Origin of the sequence: Flavisolibacter tropicus (assembly GCF_001644645.1) — a bacterium.
Taxonomy (GTDB): Bacteria; Bacteroidota; Bacteroidia; order Chitinophagales; family Chitinophagaceae; genus Flavisolibacter; species Flavisolibacter tropicus.
Map to the genome: position 1 here is coordinate 4,100,682 of NZ_CP011390.1, position 21,145 is coordinate 4,121,826.

General features: G+C 44.1%; 14 protein-coding genes. 10 read left to right on the forward strand and 4 right to left on the reverse strand.

Annotation, left to right across the window (positions count from 1 at the left end; all coding sequences use genetic code 11):
* Together SY85_RS17500 and SY85_RS17505 are read left to right on the forward strand one after the other, a co-directional pair.
* Window positions 1-1,011 (forward strand): sensor histidine kinase, encoded by a 1,011-nt coding sequence (locus SY85_RS17500; protein ID WP_066406163.1) that lies wholly within the window; start codon window positions 1-3, stop codon window positions 1,009-1,011.
* Window positions 1,012-1,024: 13 nt separating this feature from the next.
* Window positions 1,025-1,792 (forward strand): LytR/AlgR family response regulator transcription factor, encoded by a 768-nt coding sequence (locus tag SY85_RS17505; RefSeq protein WP_082886552.1) that lies wholly within the window; start codon window positions 1,025-1,027, stop codon window positions 1,790-1,792.
* Window positions 1,793-1,981: 189 nt separating this feature from the next.
* On the opposite strand, the gene SY85_RS17510 is transcribed toward SY85_RS17505, so the two are convergent.
* On the reverse strand, window positions 1,982-4,018 hold the full coding sequence (locus SY85_RS17510) for a M13 family metallopeptidase (protein ID WP_066409924.1): 2,037 nt from the start codon (window positions 4,016-4,018) through the stop codon (window positions 1,982-1,984).
* Between the two features lie 124 nt (window positions 4,019-4,142).
* On the opposite strand from SY85_RS17510, the gene SY85_RS17515 reads away from it, so the two are divergent.
* The 4 genes from SY85_RS17515 (at window position 4,143) to SY85_RS17530 (ending at window position 9,470) form a co-directional block, all read left to right on the forward strand.
* Entirely contained in the window at window positions 4,143-5,426 is a 1,284-nt protein-coding gene (locus SY85_RS17515; RefSeq protein ID WP_066406165.1) for a D-alanyl-D-alanine carboxypeptidase/D-alanyl-D-alanine-endopeptidase, read from the forward strand.
* 590 nt (window positions 5,427-6,016) lie between these two features.
* The gene (locus SY85_RS17520) at window positions 6,017-6,928 is read left to right on the forward strand and encodes a hypothetical protein (RefSeq protein WP_066406166.1); all 912 of its coding nucleotides are present in this window, start codon (window positions 6,017-6,019) and stop codon (window positions 6,926-6,928) included.
* Between the two features lie 320 nt (window positions 6,929-7,248).
* Window positions 7,249-7,800 carry an RNA polymerase sigma factor gene (locus tag SY85_RS17525; RefSeq protein ID WP_066406167.1) on the forward strand — a complete coding sequence of 184 codons (552 nt, stop codon included), beginning with the start codon at window positions 7,249-7,251 and terminating at the stop codon, window positions 7,798-7,800.
* Entirely contained in the window at window positions 7,797-9,470 is a 1,674-nt protein-coding gene (locus tag SY85_RS17530) for a porin family protein (protein WP_066406168.1), read from the forward strand. The genes SY85_RS17525 and SY85_RS17530 overlap by 4 nt, the downstream gene beginning before the upstream one ends.
* Here the strand turns inward: SY85_RS17530 and mutL are convergent.
* On the reverse strand, window positions 9,462-11,348 hold the full coding sequence (gene mutL, locus SY85_RS17535) for a DNA mismatch repair endonuclease MutL (RefSeq protein ID WP_066406169.1): 1,887 nt from the start codon (window positions 11,346-11,348) through the stop codon (window positions 9,462-9,464). The genes SY85_RS17530 and mutL overlap by 9 nt on opposite strands.
* Before the next feature lie 501 nt (window positions 11,349-11,849).
* On the opposite strand from mutL, the gene SY85_RS17545 reads away from it, so the two are divergent.
* The 4 genes from SY85_RS17545 to SY85_RS17560 all read left to right on the forward strand — a co-directional run bounded on the left by SY85_RS17545 (window position 11,850) and on the right by SY85_RS17560 (window position 17,643).
* Complete coding sequence (locus tag SY85_RS17545; protein ID WP_066406171.1) at window positions 11,850-12,470, forward strand: hypothetical protein; 621 nt, start codon at window positions 11,850-11,852, stop codon at window positions 12,468-12,470.
* Between the two features lie 124 nt (window positions 12,471-12,594).
* Window positions 12,595-13,380, forward strand: coding sequence for a LytR/AlgR family response regulator transcription factor (locus SY85_RS17550; RefSeq protein ID WP_066406172.1), 786 nt, complete (start codon window positions 12,595-12,597; stop codon window positions 13,378-13,380).
* Window positions 13,381-13,495: 115 nt separating this feature from the next.
* Window positions 13,496-14,635 carry a serine hydrolase domain-containing protein gene (locus tag SY85_RS17555; protein WP_066406173.1) on the forward strand — a complete coding sequence of 380 codons (1,140 nt, stop codon included), beginning with the start codon at window positions 13,496-13,498 and terminating at the stop codon, window positions 14,633-14,635.
* 86 nt (window positions 14,636-14,721) lie between these two features.
* Window positions 14,722-17,643, forward strand: a complete 2,922-nt coding sequence (locus SY85_RS17560; RefSeq protein WP_066406174.1) for a glycoside hydrolase family 3 N-terminal domain-containing protein — start codon at window positions 14,722-14,724, stop codon at window positions 17,641-17,643.
* 100 nt (window positions 17,644-17,743) lie between these two features.
* Here the strand turns inward: SY85_RS17560 and SY85_RS17565 are convergent, their stop codons facing one another.
* Together SY85_RS17565 and SY85_RS17570 are read right to left on the reverse strand one after the other, a co-directional pair.
* On the reverse strand, window positions 17,744-19,156 hold the full coding sequence (locus SY85_RS17565; protein ID WP_066406175.1) for a PSP1 domain-containing protein: 1,413 nt from the start codon (window positions 19,154-19,156) through the stop codon (window positions 17,744-17,746).
* A gap of 479 nt (window positions 19,157-19,635) precedes the next feature.
* Window positions 19,636-20,862: a DNA polymerase III subunit gene (locus SY85_RS17570; protein WP_066406176.1), complete on the reverse strand. Its 1,227-nt coding sequence runs from the start codon at window positions 20,860-20,862 to the stop codon at window positions 19,636-19,638.
* Window positions 20,863-21,145: the final 283 nt, after the last annotated feature.

A 21,145-nucleotide genomic window follows, 5' to 3' on the forward strand; every position in this document is an offset into this window, starting at 1 on the left:
ATGAACCGTATTTCGTTTTTAAGAGCCCTTTTTGTAGTGTTTTTGGGTGTAAGTGTGCCGTTACTTTCAGGGATTATTTCGTATCCCCATGATCGGTGGCAATACCTTGTATCTACAACCGTTTATTTCATCTTTGTTTTTGCTATAAGCTGGATTACTTGCAGGGTATTTAACGCCCGTATACGAGCATTTTACCCTATTACCGGCAGCCCTTTTTTAAAAATGCTGTTGCTGTGCCTATCCAGTTCTGTGATCGTTGGTGCATTCCTGGCAACAGCTACAGTGTCGTGGTTAAATCTAACCGATCATTCTATCACCTGGAGCCGTATACGCCTGGCTGTACTCCTGAGTACCATTTTCTCTGTGATTTTTACCCTACTGTTTGAAGTGGCACGTCTTAGTTATGAACGACTAAATACACGGCAGGTAGTAAGGCGGTTAGACCGAAAATGGCATAAGGCAGAAATGAATGCATTGAAATATGAAATGGATCCCCATTTTATTTTCAACTCACTGAACACTTTATCGCACTTGATTAATACTGATAGCAGCAAGGCGCATTTGTTCAACCATAAACTGGCACAGGTCTATAAGTATTTCTTAACTACCAAGAATAAGGATTTGATTCCGGTTGCAAAAGAGTTAGCCTTTATTAAGGATTATGTGTTCTTATTAAACATCCGGTATGGTGAAAAACTAACACTGTCTATCAATATAGATAACCTTGATGTAGATCAGGCCATGATTGTGCCCTGCGCCCTGCAGGTGCCTATTGAAAATGCCATTAAGCACAATGAACTAACGGCCCAGGAGCCTTTAACGATAAAGGTCGTTTTCGACGGCAATGCTTTGCAGGTGAGCAATGAGTTACGCCCAAAACAGTACTCAGTTGAATCCACTTCTATCGGGTTGTCTAATCTTAATAACCGCTATCAACTGGCTTGTCAGCAAGCTATTGATGTATTAAAAACCAAGCATGAATTTATAGTGAAGCTGCCCTTGGTAGCATAAAGGAGAGAAGGAGATGATGAGAGCTATAATCATAGAGGATGAAGTGCCGGCGCTGGAGAACCTGCTCTACACATTTAAGCAAGTAAACCTTTCTATTGAAGTAGTAACAGTATTGCCAACCGTTAAGGAAGCTATTGCCTACTTTGAAACCCATGCAGGAAATGCGGATATTATCTTTAGCGATGTGCAGTTAACAGATGGCTTGTCGTTTCGGATCTTTGAAGCGGTACCTATCAAAACGCCCGTTGTATTTATTACTGGTTACGACCAGTTTATGTTAGAGGCCTTTGAGCATAATGGCATTGATTACCTGCTAAAACCCATCGACGCGGCGGAGCTGGAAAAAGCCTTGGTGAAATATCAAATGCTGCAAAAGCATTTCTCTGCTTCCAATGAACAAGCCATGGCTAAGCTTTTACAGAGTTACTCTCCAAGAAGGCGTTCACGGTTGTTGGTGAAAAAGGGCTTTGAAACAGTGCCTCTGCCGCTGGAAGATATTGTACTTTTTTATCTGGATAAACGCATTGTCTATGTCGTAGACAAAAGCAGCAACAAATACATTATTGATAAAACGCTCACCGAGTTGAGTGCGGAATTAGACGAGATCACTTTCTTCCGGGCCAACCGGCAGTATATTGTTAACATTGATTACATCAAGAGCTATCGCTTGTATGAGCGTGTGAAACTGCAAGTCAACCTAACGCTACCTGATATCAAACACTTTATTGTTGTTAGCCAGGACATGGCACCGCTGTTTAAGCAGTGGATGGGGGAGGGATGATACCCCCTGTCCCCCTAAAGGGGAGACTTAGGTCTGATAAACCTTACGCGATATAAGGGTCTTGAATACATACAAACAAGAAAGCCTCCCTTTGGGAGGCTTTCTTGTTTAAAATCTTTTTCCAGAATGAATTGCCCTGTAAAAAAGATAACTATGTCCTAAGTCTCCCCTTTAGGGGGACAGGGGGCTTTACCAAATATGCGTTCTCTTCTCTTTCGCCTTATACATCTTATCACCAGGCTTCACATCAAATGCTTCGTACCATGCATCCATATTTACAATTGGACCATTAGCACGGTGCATACCCGGAGAGTGAGAGTCAGTTAAGATCAACTGTGCTTGTGTTTCAGGCAATGCGTTAGAGCGCCATACCTGTGCCCAGTTCAGGAAGAAACGTTGCGCAGGAGTAAAGCCATCGATCTTTTTACCTTCCTTGAATTGCTTGGTTTTAGTAAAGGCTTCGTAAGCAATGCTTAAACCACCCAAGTCGGCCAGGTTCTCACCCAAGGTCAACTTACCATTTACATGGATCGTATCTAATACCGTAAAACCATTGTATTGCTCTACTACCTCGTTAGCACGCGTCTTAAACTTGTCTGCATCTGCTTTAGCCCACCAGTTTTTCAAGTTACCATCAGCGGCATACTGGCTACCATTGTCATCAAAGCCGTGTGTCATTTCATGACCAATTACAGCACCAATACCACCGTAGTTTACAGCATCGTCAGCACCAAAATCAAAGAAGGGGAACTGTAGGATACCAGCAGGGAATACGATCTCATTGTTGCTGGCATTATAATACGCATTGATCGTTGGAGGTGTCATGCCCCAACGGTTTTTATCAATAGGTTGGCCCCAGCGGCTGATCATATCGTTATACGCCCACTGACTAGCGCGTTTGGTATTTCCTAAGAAATCATTGTGGTTGATAGCAATAGCGCTATAGTCTTTCCACTGGTCAGGGTAGGCAATCTTTTTGGTAAACGTATTTAATTTCTCCAATGCCTGGCGTTTGGTTTCATCGCTCATCCAATCCAAACGCTGAATACGGCCAGCAAACGTTTCCTGCAGGTTGTTTACCAACGCTTGCATACGTTGTTTTGCTTCAGGCTTAAAGTATTTCTCTACATATAGTTGGCCCAGCTGATCGCCCAATTGGTTGTCAATGATACCACTCACAAACTGCCAGCGTGGTGTCATTTCTTTTTGTCCCGTCAGCACTTGAGTTAGCTCAAAGTTTTGCTTAACAAAAGCACTGCTTAAGTAAGGGGCTGCACTGCTCAATACATTCCATTTCAGATAAGTTTTCCAGTCTTCCAATGGAACTGCAGTTAACAACAGGTCTACTGATTTAAAGAAAGCAGGATTATTAACAACCACGCTATCTGCACCTGTTAGCTTCAGGTTGTTCAGCATGGTGGTCCAGTTAATAGCTGGGGTGGTAGCTGTAAAATCTTTTACGGAAAACTTGTTATAGGTTTTATAAGGATCGCGCATTTCGGTACGGCTCATTTGTGCCTTGGCCAATGCCGTTTCAATACGCATTACAGCATCTGAATGACGCTTTGCTGTAGTGGCATCTTCGCCCATCAAGCCAAACATCTTTGCGAGGTGTTGACTATAGGTGTTGCGAATGCTGGTACTACGTGAATCATTATTTAAATAATAATCGCGGGAAGGCAATGAAGTACCCCCTTGAGAAAGCTGTGGGATATACACGGTAACATTCTTGCGGTCCTGCGACAGGAAAAAGCCAAACAAAGGGCTTCCTGTTGCTTGTGTGCGCATGTAGGCAATCTCGTTCAGCAGGCCATTGACATCGGTGATGGCATCAATGCGTTGCAGATCGGGCTTGATAGGGTCGTAACCAAGACGCTCAATGGTCACTGTGTCCATACCGCTTGAATAAAAATCACCGATCTTCTGCATTTTTGGGTTGCTGCTTTGTTTAGCGGCAGTCTCCAATAAAGCTTGCATACGCTTGCTGCTTTCTTCGCGTAGCATATCAAACGAACCCCAACGTGTTTTAGCGCCAGGAACAGGGTTGTTCTTCAACCAGGTACCATTTGCATAGAGGTAAAAGTTGTCGCCCGGTTTTACCGACTGGTCCATATTCGCCGGATCAATGTATTTGGGCTGCTTAGGCTTTTTATCGCCGGGAGGCGCAAAAGCTAATGTAGCAGTAGCTACTAAGCCCACTGCCATAGTTTTCACAATTGAATTCATGTGCAAGGAAAATTTATAGTGCTGTAAGTTACGGAAGGCTGTGTAAATGATTGACGACATTCTGAAAATGTTTTGTTAGTATACCATATGTATTTTGATACATTTGGTATACATTAACAGGATCATGAAACGTTACCTCTTTTCCTTAGCAGCATTAATTGTTCTCTATAGCTGTTCGCCTACCCAGCAGATTCGTCGCAGTGCGGAAAATGGTTTACTGCAAAGCGAGCCGCTGAAAACAGCACATGTAGGCATTTCTATTTTTGATCCGGCTGCTAATAAATACTTGTACAACTACCAGGGCGATAAATATTTTGTACCGGCCAGCAATACCAAGATCCCTACTTGTTATGCCGCTATGAAATATTTGGGAGATAGCTTGGTGGGTTTTCGTTATTCCACCAATGGCAATTCTATTGTAATAGAACCATCGGGCGACCCCAGCTTTCTGCATAGTGATTATAAAATACAGCCAGCTTACCAGCTGTTACAGCAATACCAAAACATCACCATTCAAAAGCCATTGTTTGAAGATGAATTTATAGGTAGCGGTTGGAGCTGGAACGATTTCAAAGAAGCCTATATGGCACAGCGTAGCAACTTTCCCATTTATGGAAATACAGTGCGCTTATCGTTGAAAGACAATAAACAAATACAAGTAGCACCTTCTTATTTTACTACCAATATAGAAGTTGGAGAGCCGCTAACTGTTGGATTTACCATAGAAAAGCCATGGGAAGAGAATCGGTTTATTGCCTTAGCAGGAAATTCAAAAAGTGCAGAGATTCCTTTCCGTCCAACTATCGGTACCATACAAGCGCTTTTAGCCGATACACTGAATCGAAAAGTGGAATTGGATATAGCTACTACCAAACGTCCCGCTAACGTTTTACATTCACAGCCTACCGACTCGCTGCTCAGGCCCATGATGCACCGTAGCGATAACTTCTTTGCCGAGCAATCCCTTCTCATGGTTAGCAACGAGAAGTTAGGAGTTATGAAGGATAGCAAGATCATTGATACCTTATTAAAGACCGATTTCAAAGACCTGCCACAAAAGCCCCGCTGGGTTGATGGTTCTGGTTTAAGCCGCTATAACCTGTTTACACCTCAGGATTTTGTAACCATTCTGAATAAGATGAAGAACGAGTTTGGAATGGAGCGCATTAAGGTGATTTTACCCACAGGCAATGATGGCACATTGGTTAACTACTACAAAGACCTGGATGGAAAACTGTTTGCCAAAACGGGTACCTTATCAGGTGTAGTAGCCTTGAGTGGATTTATGTATACAAAGAAGAATAAGCTACTGGTGTTCTCTGTTTTAGTTAACAACCATCAAAGTTCGGCAACCAATGTTCGCCGCGCCGTAGAGCATTTTCTGATGGGTGTACAGGAGAAGTATTAAAGCTGTCTGAACCAGGATTTGGGTAGATGACGGGATTAGGGAGATAACCGAGCGGTATTTTGTATCTTTATGGTCTTCTCTTTTAGGTAGTATTTAGCCCCTCTTATTACACTTTTCTTCACTATGTCTTATTGAATTTCTACTGGCCCAAGGATGGCGTGGTACGGGTGTGGTAAGGGCTCAGGTAGGGCTGAGATACGGGTGAGGTACGGGTGAACCCAAAGGACAGGTACAGGCTTATAGGAAGATACTAGCAGGTTACCATTAGGTTACTATGGCTTTACTGGGAAGCTCCTATTAAGGAACCATTAAGGGAGAACGGTAGAAGGGGGAAATTCAGGGGAAAATATTAAAGGCGTTTATCATGTAACGGATTGGGGGTAGTCATAACAAAAAACTCCCGTAAAAGGAGTGCTTACTTTTGGTTCCATGCGCTTGACACTTTGACGTTTCACCTTTGACGTTTCACCTCTCACGTTTCACGGTTCCAGCCCTATAGGGGGCGGGTGTGCGTTTACTTGCCTCAAAAAAAGTTTCGCCGCTACCCAACCTCCTCGATTAGCCGCACGTACATTCTAAAAAATGATTACATGCGACTACTAGCTTTATCTTTCGTGATAGCACTTTTTGCCTCTTCCTGCCAGGCCGACCTAGGCGAAGATTTAAATAAACGGCAATTATATACCTCGTTACAAGATTTCCAGAATAAGAGCCAAGCAGCCTCTCAAACATTCACCGTCAATAGCTCCAACTTTATATCAGTACAGGGTACTAAAGGCACACGATTTAACTTTCCTCCTAATGCCTTTGTTACGTTAAATAACCAGCCAGTTACAGGGAGCGTATCCATTGAAGTAAAAGAGATCCTCAAGCCAAAAGAAATGATCTTGAGTAACATGCCGACTGTATCAGATGGTAAGCCATTAGAGTCTGGTGGGCAATTCTTTATCCGTGCTACCCAAAACAGTCAGGAGTTAAAACTAGCGCCTGGCAAGCAAGTACAAGTACAAGCAAAAGCTGACACACCTATGGTTAATATGCGTGTGTTTACAGGGCAAGTAACAGCTACGGGAAGTGTCAACTGGCAACAAAGTACTAACCAGGCTGATGTGGTACGCCAGGACACCACTTTAGGAGCAGGTGCCTTAGTACACAGTATGTTTTCCAGTACTGTTAGTTGGGTGAATATTGATAAGTTCATTAACGAACAGCTAATCAGTTATACCGTGTTTCCTGGCAACTGTCCCGACCTAGCACAGGCGATAACATATGTACACCTGACCGGACGTAATACGGTAATGGGAATTACCAAGTTGGCTGATCGATTCAGTGCCGATAAGATAGTGGCTGGCCCCGCAACTGTCGTAGCCATTTGTGTAAAAGATAAAAAGCTTTACTATGCCTTTGCGCCTGTTACCCTAACGAATGGAGGCTCTGTAACCTTACAGTTTATGGAAACTACTGAAGAAGATCTAAAGGCAAAGCTGGCAACACTTCATTAGGGTATCACTTTGTTCATAGACAACTATCCGTTAATGGTTGATTATACCCGGCATGTATGAGTGCCGGGTATTTTAAAACAAAGAATGACTAGCTGCTCCATTCTATAAAGAAAGGCTGCGTACTGATAAAAAGCTAGCTGTAAGATTATTACGTAGCATAGCATTTAATGTTAGGAGCATACAGTTGGTCTTAATTTACAACAGTTGATTCCAAAGCCTGCTTGAGAATGAAGGAAAAGTGTAAATCTTGCTGCTGCTGTAAAAAGCCTTGCTGATCTCATTATAACGCGAGCAGCAATATTGATCAATATAAATTTTACTTGATAGCAGCTGCAGAAGACATACAAACACTGGTTGCGGGTTGTCGCCAAAACGACCGCAAGGCACAGGAGCGCCTGTACAGGCAGTACTATCATGCTCTTGGAGCTATCTGCATGCGCTATACAAAGAATGAGCAAGATGCTATTGAACTCTTGAATGATGGCTTTTTGAAGATCTTTAAAAACATACATCAATACGACCCTGCAAAAGGCGCTTTGTATACCTGGATGAATAAGATCATTACCAATTGCTGCATTGATTTTCTACGTAAACAACAAGAAGTTTATTTCAGTCCCGTAGAAGAACATTCAGAGGAAGTGCACTTAGATAATAGAGCACTACAATTGATGGATGCCCAGGAGCTGCTTTTGCTGGTTCGTCAGCTGCCACCGGCTACGCAACTCGTATTTAACCTGCATGTGATAGAAGGATATCCGCATAAAGAGATTGCTGAAATGCTCAACATGCGTGAGGGTACCAGCAAGTGGCATGTAAATGAAGCCCGTAAACAATTACAAAAGAAATTACAAGTTTTGGCTGCCGCCTCATGAGCAACGAACAACCACATATAAACCCCTGGGCCGAAAAGCTGCAACAAGTGTCAATGCCAGATACTGATGCTTCCTGGCAAGGCATGGAGCGTTTGCTGGACCAACACTTGCCTGTAGAAGAAAAAGAAAAGAAACGACGTTTCTTCTTTATCCTATTCCCAGTTTTCCTTCTGGGCATTGGGCTGATGTTATTGGGCGGTTATCTATTCACGGCTTCTAAACCGCAAGTAAAACAACATCAGCAGGCTGCAGAAAGTGGCGGCGTTAGTATTACAGCTGTAGATTCCTCTAGTTCAGGTGATGCAACACTCCTCCAGGCATCAGGCAATTCAAAAGCAGTAACTTCTGCTGGAAGTCAGTTGCCAGGTGCTTTTACTATTAATACAGTAGTGGGAGATTCAGGAGTTAGTACTACACAGGCAGAACAACATGCTGCGGATGCGATAAAGGAAAAACACACTGCCAATAGTAAGACTTCATCTTTTAAAGCCTCCAATTCAGCCAATAATAATTACCCAATCAATTACAGTGAGGTTAGCCTTGGCGAAAAAACAGCCGCTGCTGCAGGAGGTAATTCAGCCTTTAGAAAAACAACCAAGGCGGATTCACAAACGCAAATGGCAAATGGTAATACTGGCACTGGTGTGAAGAAAAATAAGGAAAAAGCGAATGCTCAAAATGGAAGTGATATAAATGGTGGTGGGAACGATGTGGCTATTTTAACAAACAAAAGAAAGGATAGAGAAACAAATGCTGTGAAAGTAGACAGAAACAAAGCAGTAGCAAACCTATCTGCAACTGTGCAGCATAACAGTCCCATGCGCACTCACCTGCTACCAGTTTTGCGTAAACCAGTTAATCCTTTGCAGCAGCTAATTTTGAAAGATAGCATCGATCAACTGCGTAGCAGTGTTTTGTCGGACAGTGTGCTACAAGCAATGAAAAACAAAGGAAGTGAGTTGATCAAAAGGGGCTGGACCTTTAGTGTGGGGGTTAATCATTTTGTGCGCATCAATAGTCAGCAGCCGGCGCCTTACAAAGGCAATGAAACAACGCCAAATTCAGAAGGGCTAACAGGAAAGATCACTGATTACTTGCCTGTTCCACAAGCCCGGTATCACTTCAATAACAAACTATTTATCCAGGGAGAGCTACAGTTCAATGCACCACAGTTTACACAGCCGGTACAATTGGAACATCGAAACTACAGCGATGGGCTCTTTAATGTAAATGATACGGCGTACCTGAAAAAGCTAACGTATTTCAACCTGCCTCTAAGTATTCATTACAGCCCATTGAAACGTTTCTATATAGGTGCTGGCATACAGTACTCCCGCTTAAATAATGCAATTGTGCTTCATGAGAAAACGAAAACAAGGGGCGGTTCGCAGTTTCCTGATTCTACTTTCAAAAGCAGTAAACAGGAACGCATAAAAGATGATACGCTATTCCAGAAGCTTCATACCTCTGAGTTGCGGTTATTGTCTGACGTTAGCTATCAAGCAGGAGCATTTGGCGTGGGGGTACGTTACAACTATGCACTACGCAACCTGGTAAAGGTGCCAGTAGTTGGCGGAACTATTACGCAAGCGCGCAACAGTTCCTTGCAATTGTACATTCGTTATCAATTCCTGGACAAACGTAAGCGAAAACATCGGGCATCAAAATAGCTTATCGATCTGGTCTCTTCTAAACGTTGTATAAGTAGGGCGGCCATTGGGGGCGGCGTTGGGCATAGAACAATTGAAAAGGTCGCTTACCAGTGCCTGCATTTCCACTTGGGTCAATATCTTGCCGGGTTTTACAGCCTGCTGCCATGCTACGGAACGCAAAAGTTTTTCGCGGTTAGACAGTTTTAGTTCACTGCTAAAATGTTTGTATTGCTCGAGGATGCGTTCGATCACAATCTTTTCATTGCCGGACTCCATATCGGCAGGTGTGCCTTGAATGACAAAAGTGGTCTTGCCAAAAGGCTCAATGCTATAGCCCATTTTTTGGAAATAGGGAAGGAGCTCTTGCAAAATCACCGCATCGGTAGGTGTTACATCAATGGTAGCAGGAAACAGGCTTTGTTGGGTAGGCAAGGATTGCTGATCCAGTGCCTGCAGCAAACGTTCGTACAATACACGCTCATGCGCTGCCTGCTGATGTACCAATAAAAAGTGATCAGCGTTTGGCACCATCACATAGGTGTTGAACAACTGTGTCAGCTTAACTTCCTCCGGTGCACTAAATAAACCGTGCTGGGCTGCCAGTGAAACAAATGAAGTAGGCGTTTCGGTAGGAGCCGGAAATGAAGGGAACGATGCCGTAGCAATTGTTGGTTGCTCAAAGAGATCATCCTCTTGTGGACGGATATACGAACCCAATGAGCGAAACGATGAATTGGAAGATGAACTGTTGGACGGTTCAATTCGATGCGCTTGGTTGGCTTCAGTAAATGCCTGGAAGATGGATGACGATTGTGCTGCCGCTTTGTTATCGTCTGTAAATGGTTTTTGAACAGCGTCTAATCCTTGTATGGAGGCGTCCAGGTCAAACTCCAGCGAAGGCGTAATACTGAATTGCGCCAGCGCATGTTTTACGGCTGCCTGCACAAAGGCATACACGATCTTTTCGTCTTCAAACTTGATCTCCTGTTTGGTAGGATGCACGTTTACATCTACTTGTGCAGGGTCCAGGTCAATGAACAGCACGTACATGGGAAAACTGTCTGCCGGGATCATGTCCTGGTAGGCGCTCATTACCGCATGATTCAGGTAAGGGCTTTTAATAAAGCGGTTGTTAACAAAGAAGTACTGATCGCCCCGGGTTTTCTTGGCCGTTTCGGGTTTACCAATAAAGCCATGAATATTGAGGTAGTCGGTTTCTTCTTTTACGGGTACCACCTTGGCAGCGTAGCCAGAGCCTAGTATCTGGGTGATGCGTTGTTTTAAAGAACCGGCATCCAAGTGAAACAGTTGCTGTCCGTTATTGGTCAGCGAGAAAAAGATATGTGGGAAGGCCAGTGCTACGCGGATGAATTCATCCACAATATGGCGTAGCTCCACTGGGTTGCTTTTTAAAAAGTTGCGGCGGGCCGGCACGTTAAAGAACAGGTTCTTCATGGCAATGCTGGTACCTGTAACCATAGCCACAGGCGATTGTTTCACCACCACACTATTCTCTATTTCAATGCAGGTGCCTGCCTCGTCCTGATCGCGCTTGGTGCGCATCTCCACCTGGGCTACCGCGGCAATAGAGGCCAGTGCCTCACCCCGAAAGCCCATGGTGCGGATATGAAAAAGGTCATTGATATTTTGGATTTTGGAAGTAGCATGGCGCTCAAAGCACATGCGGGCATCGGTTTCGCTCATGCCCACGCCATTATCTATCACTTGTATCAATGCCTTTCCTGCATCATTGACCAATAGCTTGATCTCCGTTGCCCCGGCATCTACAGCGTTTTCCAACAATTCTTTTACAGCACTGGCTGGCCGTTGAATGACTTCACCAGCGGCTATTTGATTTGCAATATTATCAGGAAGGAGTTGAATTCGATCTGCCACAATAGTCGTCTTGAACCTTCAAAAATAGGAAATGAAAAGAGATGCAAAGCCTTTGTTTACCACATTCTACAAGAAGTTTTCTTTAAAACGAACTGTGTTTGTAAGGGCTGGTCTTTTAATAGGAAGGCTCAAAGGACAAGAGACAAGGCACAAGGGAGGTTTCCTGTGCTTGATGGCTGGTTCATATTATGCTTATCCATTCTGTGTCCACTCCTTTAATGAGATGTTCCACCTCTTTAAAAGAGTGGAATAATTCTGGGGCAACTTTAGAATATATGTGGTATATCTCTGGAACATATCACCCGCTACCCACTAGAAACAGGGGATTGTTTACAAATCAAGGGTCGATAATAGGTATGAAAAATAAAGTATTATTCATTTACAGGTATATGCTTATATAAAAGGTCAAAGAAGTAAGAATGGTGTAGAAACAAGTGCCAGTCAAGCAGTTAGGCATTATTCTGCATCAATACATTTGCACCTCCAATATCCTTTACACTAATGAAAAATCCAATTCTATGCCTGGCGGCCAGCCTTGTACTGCTATGTAGCTGCCAGAAAAACGCTGAAACCCTCGTTGAAAAAACTTCAGGCAATTCAGCCGATGCCACCATTTCTATCCCTGGTTTTACCCGATATACCATTGCCAAAGGAGAACACTATGCCAGCAACAACGCTTACAAGACCATTGAAACAAGCGAGTTAACGTTTCTGGTCCGGTTTGATAGTACCGCCATTTATCAATCTGTAAAGGCTGAAAATCAATATGATATCAATAAGCTTTATGGCTTTTCCGACAATAATGCCCCGCACCATAGTTACAGCGCCCGCTTTGGTTGGAGCTGGAACCAGGGTGCTTTACGCTTGTATAGTTATGTATATAATGAGGGAAAGGTGAGTTCAAAAGAGCTGACAACTGTGCCCATTGGCGAGGAAGTGCGTTGTAGCATTAAGGTGACTTCAAGCACTTATGCCTTTTATGTTAATGACCGATTAGCCGCTATCCTGGACCGTAAGGCCACTACACCCAAAGCCAGTGGCTACCTGCTGTATCCTTATTTTGGCGGTGACGAGGTGGCGCCGCATAATGTGAACATCTGGATAAAAGAGCTTTACCGCTAACAACTATTATGACTTTATTGTCAATATATCTCTTTTATTTTTGTAGGTAGTTAGCAGCAAGGTGGAGAACACATTCCAAGTTAAATACCGCGATAAGATTTTGTTTCCTGTTCTGATCGTGTTCATGAACGCGATCGACATATATATTGTGTATCCCGGAGCGTTATTCACTCAACGTTTTTTCTATACACTTATTGAAGACACAATTGAAGTGTTGATTTGCTGGCTGTTTATGCGGGCCTTGATATTATGGTTGGATAAGAAGCTGCCCCTTCATAAAAACTTTGGTTACCGGGTAGCAGTACAACTTCCGTTAACCATACTTTCTACCTGCGGACTGCTGCTTTTGATCTGTGAGCTGGTGCAGGTACTTCGGCATGGTAAACCGGTAGATAGGGCCGTTTATACCCATCATGTGTGGGTGTATGGCATCTGGCTGCTGGGGCATAACGCCATCTATATAACCATGTATATGTGGCAATGGACACAGTTTGTGCAGAAGAACAAAGAAATGCCGGCGCCTGAATTACTAGCTACACCCGATTTGCCGCAGCCCGAAAAAGAGACCCTGATCCTACGTTTGGGAAATAAAACCCGAGTCGTTCAATTTTTAGACATTCTTTATTGTACCGTATCTGATAACCTGACCATGATCTGTACTGCTGGTCATGAATGCTTGCTGGCAGAAAAATCGCTGGAGCATCTGGACGAGGTATTGCCTCCTGATCTTTTCTTCCGGGCCAACCGTCAGTTCATTATTCATCGCGATCTGATTGTTTCTACTGAGCGAATTGAAAATGGCAAAATAAAGCTCCTGGTTAAACCGACCCCCAAGCTGCCCGATGCTATTATCATCAGCCGCACCAAGGCACCGGCTTTTAAAGAGTGGCTGAAAATGGCCGCTGCTTAAGCCTACACTTCGCCCCTGAAATTGCTACACTTCGCGGGGAAACCCCTCCCGTTAAATCTTTTGGAGATGCACACCCGGTATTTTTGAAGAGCAAAATCAACGCATAATTACCAAAATGAAAAAGCTGAACCTGTTTTTAATAACTATTGTTCTTTCGCTAAGCTGCCTGGCTCAAACCAATAAGGGCACTATTAATACACAGATAGATGCATTTATTAAAAAAGAAATGAAAGACCTAGGTATCCCGGGTGTGGCAGTAGCCGTTATTAAAAATGGAAAAGTACTGCACACTAATACCTATGGTATGGCCAATTTAGAGTGGCAGCAGCCGGTAACGCCGCATACCAGTTTCCAGATTGCCTCTGTTACGAAACTCTTTACTTCAACGCTTCTCTTGAAATGGATACAGGAAGGCAAAATCAATCTGGATGATCATGTGAGTAAATACCTGCCGGATTGTCCAGACAGCTGGAAGCCTGTTACCATCCGCCATTTGACAGCCCATGAATCGGGTATTAAGTGGCCAGCAGGCTTGGGCGGTTATTTAGGTATTGGGTCTGCCACCAATTTTAAAGTAGAAACTTCAGAAGATTTGATCAAGGGCATGAAAGATTCCACTTTAGCCTTTCAGCCTGGAGCTAAGCAGGCTTACCAGAACGGCGACTACTTTGTGCTGCAGTATATCCTGGAAAAGATGGGAGGGAAACCCATAGAGCAATTGCTGCCACAAGAAGTGTTGCGGCCTTTACAGATGAACGATGGTGGTTTTGATGAAGAGATCAGAAGCTTTCCCTTCCAAACCATGATGGCTGTATCGCATAAATCGCAAAACTTTACCAAGGGTAAAACGGCGCCTCTGATATTTAAAGGCTTTTATGCGCGCACGTCGTATGCCTCGGGAGGTATGTTTCTTTCAATTGACGATGCTACCAAATGGGCTGTGGCCCTGGACAAAGAAGTATTTTTAACGAAAGCCACTCAAGAGCAGATAACGGTTAATACGGCAAGTGGTGGTGGCTTTACCCAGCTGGGATGGACCAGTGAGGTCAACCATGGGCACTTGCTCATTGGACATTCCGGAGGGCCCGGTATGGGAGACATCATTCGTATGCCTAAAGAAAAGCTGACTATAATTGTTTTGAGTAATTATGCGGACATGTATCCTTATATGGCGGCCCACATTGCCCAACTGTTGGTAAAGGACCTGGAGTTTCCAGATGCCCCTAAAACATTTGATCGGAATCTAGTACGGTAAAGAATCTTGGGCTTGTAAGTGGAATTTTTACATCCCATTTACAAGCCTATTTCCAACAGGTAAGTTATTTGTATTAATTTGCCCATATGAAGAAGCATCTCTTAACAGTCCTCGCGGCCTGTTTCTGTATTTCTGTATCCTTTGGGCAAAATCGTAGCACCCTTTCGAAAAAGCAGTGGGTAGACAGTGTGTTTAAATCGTTGAATAAAGAAGAACGCATTGCACAATTGATGGTGATACGTGCCCATAGTAATTTAGGTCAGGATCATATTAATGGCGTAGTGAACCTGATTCAAAAGTACGATGTAGGAGCCCTGTGCTTCTTCCAGGGTGGTCCGGTGCGCCAGGCAAATCTGACCAACTATTATCAATCGCTGGCTAAAACGCCATTGATGGTTACCATTGATGGCGAGTGGGGATTGGGCATGCGCTTAGATAGTGTGAATAAGTTTCCTTACCAATTAACATTAGGTGCTCTGCCTAATGAGCAGCTGGTGTACCAGATGGGATTGGCTGTAGGACAGCAAATGAAACGCATTGGTGTGCATGTGAACTATGCCCCAGTAGTAGATATCAATAACAATCCTAACAACCCGGTAATTGGTTACCGCTCGTTTGGTGAGGATAAAGAAAAAGTAAGTGCTCTGGGTGTAGCTTATACCCGTGGTATGCAAGACGCTGGTATTATGGCTTGTGCCAAGCACTTCCCTGGACATGGCGATACGGAAGTAGATTCGCACCTGGATCTGCCTGTGATTAATAAATCAATTGGCAGTTTGGATTCATTGGAGCTGTATCCTTTTAAGGCGCAGTTTCAGGCGGGTGTGGGTTCTGTAATGATCGCCCACCTTTCCATCCCTTCTATCGACAATTCTCCTAATCGTCCTACTTCATTGTCTAAAAACAATGTAACGGATCTGTTGCGTGATAAAATGAATTATAAAGGGCTCACTTTCACCGATGCGTTGGAAATGAAAGGTGTAGCCAAGTTCTTCCCGGCCGGAGAAGCTGCCGTACAAGCATTGATAGCTGGTAATGATATGTTATGCTTGCCAGAGGATGTGCCAGCGGCTATTGAGGCCATTAAGACGGCTATCAAGAAGAAGCGCCTGAAGCAAAATGATATTGACGATAAAGTACAAAAGGTACTGGAAGCCAAGTATGACCTGGGACTAAGCCAGCCACAAGTAGTGGATACCACTAATTTGTTGGCGGATCTGAATGCGAAGACAGAGGACCTTAAAAAACAAGTAGCGCGTAATACAGTAACCGTGTTGCGCAATGATGCCAACGTGTTTCCCTACCGTCTTGGACAGCGCATTGCCTATGTAGGCTTTGGACCGTCTACTGTAAACACGTTTGGACAACGTCTGGCGCATGACTTCCATGCAGATACCTTTGCGCTTTCTTATAAAGCAGATACGGCAGCGGTAGCTAGCGTATTGCAACAATTAAATAGCAAAACCTACGACGCTATTATTGTAGGTGTGCATGACTATAGCTATCGTCCTGCTAATAATTATAATATTAGTAAGAACGCATTGGATCTTTGGAACGCATTACCTGCCGATAAGACGGTTACGTTCTTATTTGGTAATGTATATGCAGCAAAAAACTTCTGTAATGCAAAGACATTGGTAGCAATGCATCAGGATGATGAGGCCTTCCAGCAAACAGCGGCTGACTTCTTACGCGGTTCGCTTTCCTCCATTGGTCGCCTACCAGTTTCTGTTTGTGAGTTTCCTTATGGAACCAGCATTGTATTGAACAACCGTGTAACTACAGGAAGTTCTGCAGCCTGGTTAGGTATCGATAGCATTATGAATGATGCTATGGCTAAAAAAGCATTCCCCGGAGCTGTAGTGATAGCTGTTCAAAACGGAGAGATCAAATACCACAAGGCGTTTGGTAAATATGAATATGCCGACGATGCTAAACCGGTAACACTGGAAAGCATTTATGACCTGGCTTCTGTAACAAAGGTGTCTGCTACTACTATAGCCGTTATGAAGTTGTATGAGCAGGGAAAGCTGGACTTAAATAAAACACTTGGCGACTATCTGCCTTGGGTACAGGGATCAAACAAAGCCGGTCTATTAATCAAAGATATCCTGCTGCACCAGGCGGGCTTATCTCCTTTTATTCCTTTTTATAGAGAAACAATTGATACCAATACGGGTAAGCCATCTGAGGCGCTGTACAGAAGCGAGATGGATACTTTGTTTACTATACCTGTAGCTCGCAATCTTTACCTGCGTAAAGATTGGACTGATACCTTACATAAACGTATTGTTCAAAGTCCGCTAACTGCGCATGGTAAATATGTATATAGCGATAACGATTTTATTCTTTTGGGTAGCATCGTAGAAACGCTAACCGGTATGACATTGGACCAATACGTTCAAAAAACATTCTATACTCCAATGGGTATGGCTACTACTGGTTTCCAGCCGTGGAAGCGTTTTGGTGTAGAGCGTGTGGTGCCTACTGAAAAAGAAACCTATTTCCGCCGTCAGTTGCTAAGAGGTTATGTGCATGATGAAGGCGCTTCATTGTTTGGCGGGGTAGCAGGGCATGCGGGCTTATTCTCTAATGCTTATGACCTGGCTATGTTGTACGAGATGCTGTTAGATGGCGGTACGTTCAATGGTGAGCATTATTTAAAGCCTGAAACGATTCAGCTGTTTACTGCCTATAATAGTGATATTAGCCGTCGCGGATTGGGTTTTGACAAACCAGAAAAAGACAATGCAACGTCTAAGAGTCCTTATCCATCTGTGTTGGCATCGCCATCAACCTTTGGTCATACTGGCTTTACCGGCACTTGTGTATGGGTAGATCCAGAGGCAAAGCTGGTGTATGTGTTTTTATCGAACCGGGTATATGACAGCCGTGGTAATAACAAGCTTTCTACCATGGGCATCCGCGGTAAGGTACAAGACGTAATTTATAAGGCCCTAAAAGCTGAAGCTGCTGTACAACAACCAGCACCTCTGGAAACACATTAATAGCGAGTGTTAAAGGTTAATCGTTAGCAATAGCGATTAACCTTTAAATTAGAATGATAAATAAAAAAAGAGGTGGTTAACTAACCACCTCTTTTTTTATTTAATCCTTTTTCGGAGTATCATCTTTTGGCGGACGCTGTTGAGGCGGCCGTCCTCCTTGTGGACGGTTTTGATTCTTGGGTTGCTGTTGCTGGCCACCACCTTTTTGAGGCTGTTTCATCCGCTGCTGGGGTTGTTGGCCTTGTTGAGGCCCTTTGTTCTCCACCTTAGGCTTTTGTTGCGCCTGCGGACGTTGCTGTTGAGACTGAGGCCCTTTTGGTACCTGGCCCTGAGGTCCTTTTTGTTGTGGCTGTCCTTTTTGTGGTGTAGCCAATTGCTTGGGTTGCTGTTGCTGACGCTTTTGATCGCGGCGTTTTTTATCAGCACGTTCCAGGCTCTTCAAGCTGATCTGACCCACTACATCTACAAATGCCGGTTCAATTTCCTTAGGCTTAGAAGAGGTTACTTCCACAGCTTCCAGTTCTTCCGGAATAATGTTTTGATGATTGAGCGAGCGGATCTTACGAACACGTTCTATAGTAACGGGGTATTGCTTATTGCTGTTGGGCAGCACATACCACATCAGGTTTTTGAAGATGTCTTTTTTGATCAACGTAGCAGTACCAGCGGCTACCTGTAGCATATCGGCGTTTTCAGGAAAGCCTTGTAAAGCATCTAAATACGTGTCTAGCTCATAGTTCAAGCAGCATTTTAAACGACCGCACTGACCGCTGAGCTTGGTTTGATTAATAGATAAGTTCTGATAACGGGCAGCGGCTGTATTCACAGATTTAAACTCTGTTAACCAGGTAGCACAACACAATTCACGGCCACAGCTGCCAATACCACCTACCTTTCCGGCTTCCTGGCGGGCACCGATCTGGCGCATTTCCACCTTTACCTTGAACTCCGATGCATAGATCTTGATCAATTCACGGAAGTCAACACGATCGTCGGCTATATAAAAGAAGGTTGCTTTTTTGCCATCGGCCTGAAACTCTACCTCGCTCATTTTCATGTTGAGGTTCAGTTGCTTGGCGATAGCCCGGCTGCGGATGAGTGCCTCTTTTTCGCGGGCTTTATTTTGTTTCCAGAGTTCCACGTCGCGATCGGTAGACCGGCGTAGCACCTTTTTCATTTCGGGATTATCTTCTTTAATGCCCTTCTTTTTGAGTTGTATACGGACAATTTCTCCGGTTAGCATTACTTCCCCTACATCAAACCCGGCAACGCCTTCTACGGTAATCACGTCGCCTTTTTCGTAAGGTTGAAGGGTAGCATTTCGATAATAATCCTTGCGGCTGCCTTGGTTAAAGCTTACTTCTATTACGCGGCAGGTATCATCCATATCCGCAATTGGCAGGTTGACCAGCCAGTCGTAAGCATTCATCCGGTTACAGCTACCAGTTCCGCAGCTGCCATTGCTTTTACAGCCGTTTGGCGAACTGCCTGTTCCACAACTTCCACATCCCATACTTTATGGTTAATCCCTAATTTTTAATAGTTAATGAATGATGAGGTTGGCTGCCGTGTTGCTATGAAACACCTGTTGTGCGGGAATACGGCTTGCGCTATCATGCGCTTTTTATTGTAGCATTCTGCTCTTTGCCGTTCGTACACAACGTTGTACGGATTGAAAAAATCTATCAGCATATGGTGAAGGACCGCTCAACCAAAGGATTTGCTGGTCCGCTTCAAAGCGTAAACACGTCTCTCTTCACAAGCCTAAAACCTCACGATATATATTTCGGGCCCCTTATGGGGTTATTGCAAATATAATTTTTTTATGTCACCGTTTCTATAAGACTCAGAAACTAGTAAGAAAGGCTGCATGCGGCAAGCTATATGCTGTAGGTGGGAAAACGTGAGGGCTACACGCTGCAAGCTGCACGCTTCACGCAAAAAAGCCAAATTTCCTGCGTAAGGCGTGTAGCGTAAAGCTTGTAGCTTTTCTTACACCGAAACCACCACATTGTTCCTTACAATATGGAATAGCTTGATGCTGAGGGCATGGAAAAGGATCTTGACATTGGCATTACGCTCGATATAGTAGGCGGCCTTGTCTAATTCCTCTGCCAGGGCTTGCTTCTGCTCAATGCTCATTACCTTGTTCAAGCGGGGTACAAAATCTCTTTCTGAGTCGGAGAGGGTATTGAGTACCTGTTGGCGACCTTCTTCATGGAGGACCTGCAGACGGATGGCCAATTCCAGCAAATGGGTAAAATAGCGCAGAAACTGCTTTTGGTTTTCTCTTCCCAGGCGCGCCATTTCTTCAATGCACTTGATTTGGGTGATGGTGGCGTTCTTCAGGGTTGCATTCAGCCACTCGCGTAGGAGGCTGCTGTAATCTTCATCGGCATGCTGCAGAATATGCAGGGCCTCGCGGTAATTACCCTGGCTAATATTGGCAATCTGGCGGGCTTGATCGGCTTGTACCTTGGCTTTATGTACCAAGGCTTCTTCTACGTCCTCTGTATTAATAACCGGTATACGCACCAGCTGGCAGCGGGAAAGAATGGTAGATAGGATCGATTCCTCGTTTTCTGCCACCAGGATGAATAAAGTTTCAGCAGGGGGCTCTTCAATCAACTTCAGCAGTTTATTACCTTCTTTACCCAAGTATTCAGGCATCCAGAGCACCAGTATCTTGTAACCACTTTCAAAGCTTTTAAGACTGAGTTTGCGAAGGATATCATTACACTCCTGGGCGGTAATGTTTCCCTGTTTGTTTTCGGCCTCTATAAATTGCAGCCAGTCGTATACATTGCCATAAGGATATTGCTTAATAAACTCCCGCCATTCGGTAATGTAATCAGCGCTAAGTGGAGGAGTGCCTGCTTTCTTGGTTACTACCGGATATGAAAAATGAATATCCGGGTGTACCAGGTTTTCGGTCTTGGAAAAAGCAGCTTGTTGTTGCATCCAGGCGTCGGCAGCTTCTGGCGTATCGGGTAATTTGACCTCCGGTACCGCTTCACCAAATAGGGACGCTTCTGCCGGGGCGGTAGAATTTTGATTGGGTATAAGACTGATGTATTGAGCAAAGGCCATGGCCAAGGGCAACGCACCCGATCCCTCTTTTCCCAGAAACAGCAAGGCATGGCTTAAGCGGTTGTGCTGCACCATTTCCACCAAATGCTGTTTTACCTCTCTTTGACCAACAACGTCTTTAAAAAGCATAGAACCTTGATTATTAGGATTGTAATGGATTAATAGGAAATGAAAAACTGCCTTTGAAGGCGGGTTCAAATTTAGAACTAAGATGGATAGGATTGAAAAAGTTGTACAGGAAAGCGTTGACAGGTTAACAAGTTGGAAGGTTAACAAGAGAGTTACATTTACTTTATTCCATCAGTCTTAACAGAAATAAAAAGCTGGCCATTGCTGCCAGCTTTTTACTATACATAGTTTATATAGTCTCCCTTATTAACTAGTCAACTTTTCAACTTGTTAACTTTCTCTT

Bases quoted from the DNA above. Each gene is read 5' to 3' on its own strand.
- SY85_RS17500 (WP_066406163.1), top strand. From the start codon at position 1: ATGAACCGTATTTCGTTTTTAAGAGCCCTTTTTGTAGTGTTTTTGGGT.
- SY85_RS17505 (WP_082886552.1), top strand. From the start codon at position 1,025: ATGATGAGAGCTATAATCATAGAGGATGAAGTGCCGGCGCTGGAGAAC.
- SY85_RS17510 (WP_066409924.1), bottom strand. From the start codon at position 4,018: ATGAATTCAATTGTGAAAACTATGGCAGTGGGCTTAGTAGCTACTGCT.
- SY85_RS17515 (WP_066406165.1), top strand. From the start codon at position 4,143: ATGAAACGTTACCTCTTTTCCTTAGCAGCATTAATTGTTCTCTATAGC.
- SY85_RS17520 (WP_066406166.1), top strand. From the start codon at position 6,017: ATGCGACTACTAGCTTTATCTTTCGTGATAGCACTTTTTGCCTCTTCC.
- SY85_RS17530 (WP_066406168.1), top strand. From the start codon at position 7,797: ATGAGCAACGAACAACCACATATAAACCCCTGGGCCGAAAAGCTGCAA.
- SY85_RS17545 (WP_066406171.1), top strand. From the start codon at position 11,850: ATGAAAAATCCAATTCTATGCCTGGCGGCCAGCCTTGTACTGCTATGT.
- SY85_RS17550 (WP_066406172.1), top strand. From the start codon at position 12,595: ATGAACGCGATCGACATATATATTGTGTATCCCGGAGCGTTATTCACT.
- SY85_RS17555 (WP_066406173.1), top strand. From the start codon at position 13,496: ATGAAAAAGCTGAACCTGTTTTTAATAACTATTGTTCTTTCGCTAAGC.
- SY85_RS17560 (WP_066406174.1), top strand. From the start codon at position 14,722: ATGAAGAAGCATCTCTTAACAGTCCTCGCGGCCTGTTTCTGTATTTCT.
- SY85_RS17565 (WP_066406175.1), bottom strand. From the start codon at position 19,156: ATGGGATGTGGAAGTTGTGGAACAGGCAGTTCGCCAAACGGCTGTAAA.
- SY85_RS17570 (WP_066406176.1), bottom strand. From the start codon at position 20,862: ATGCTTTTTAAAGACGTTGTTGGTCAAAGAGAGGTAAAACAGCATTTG.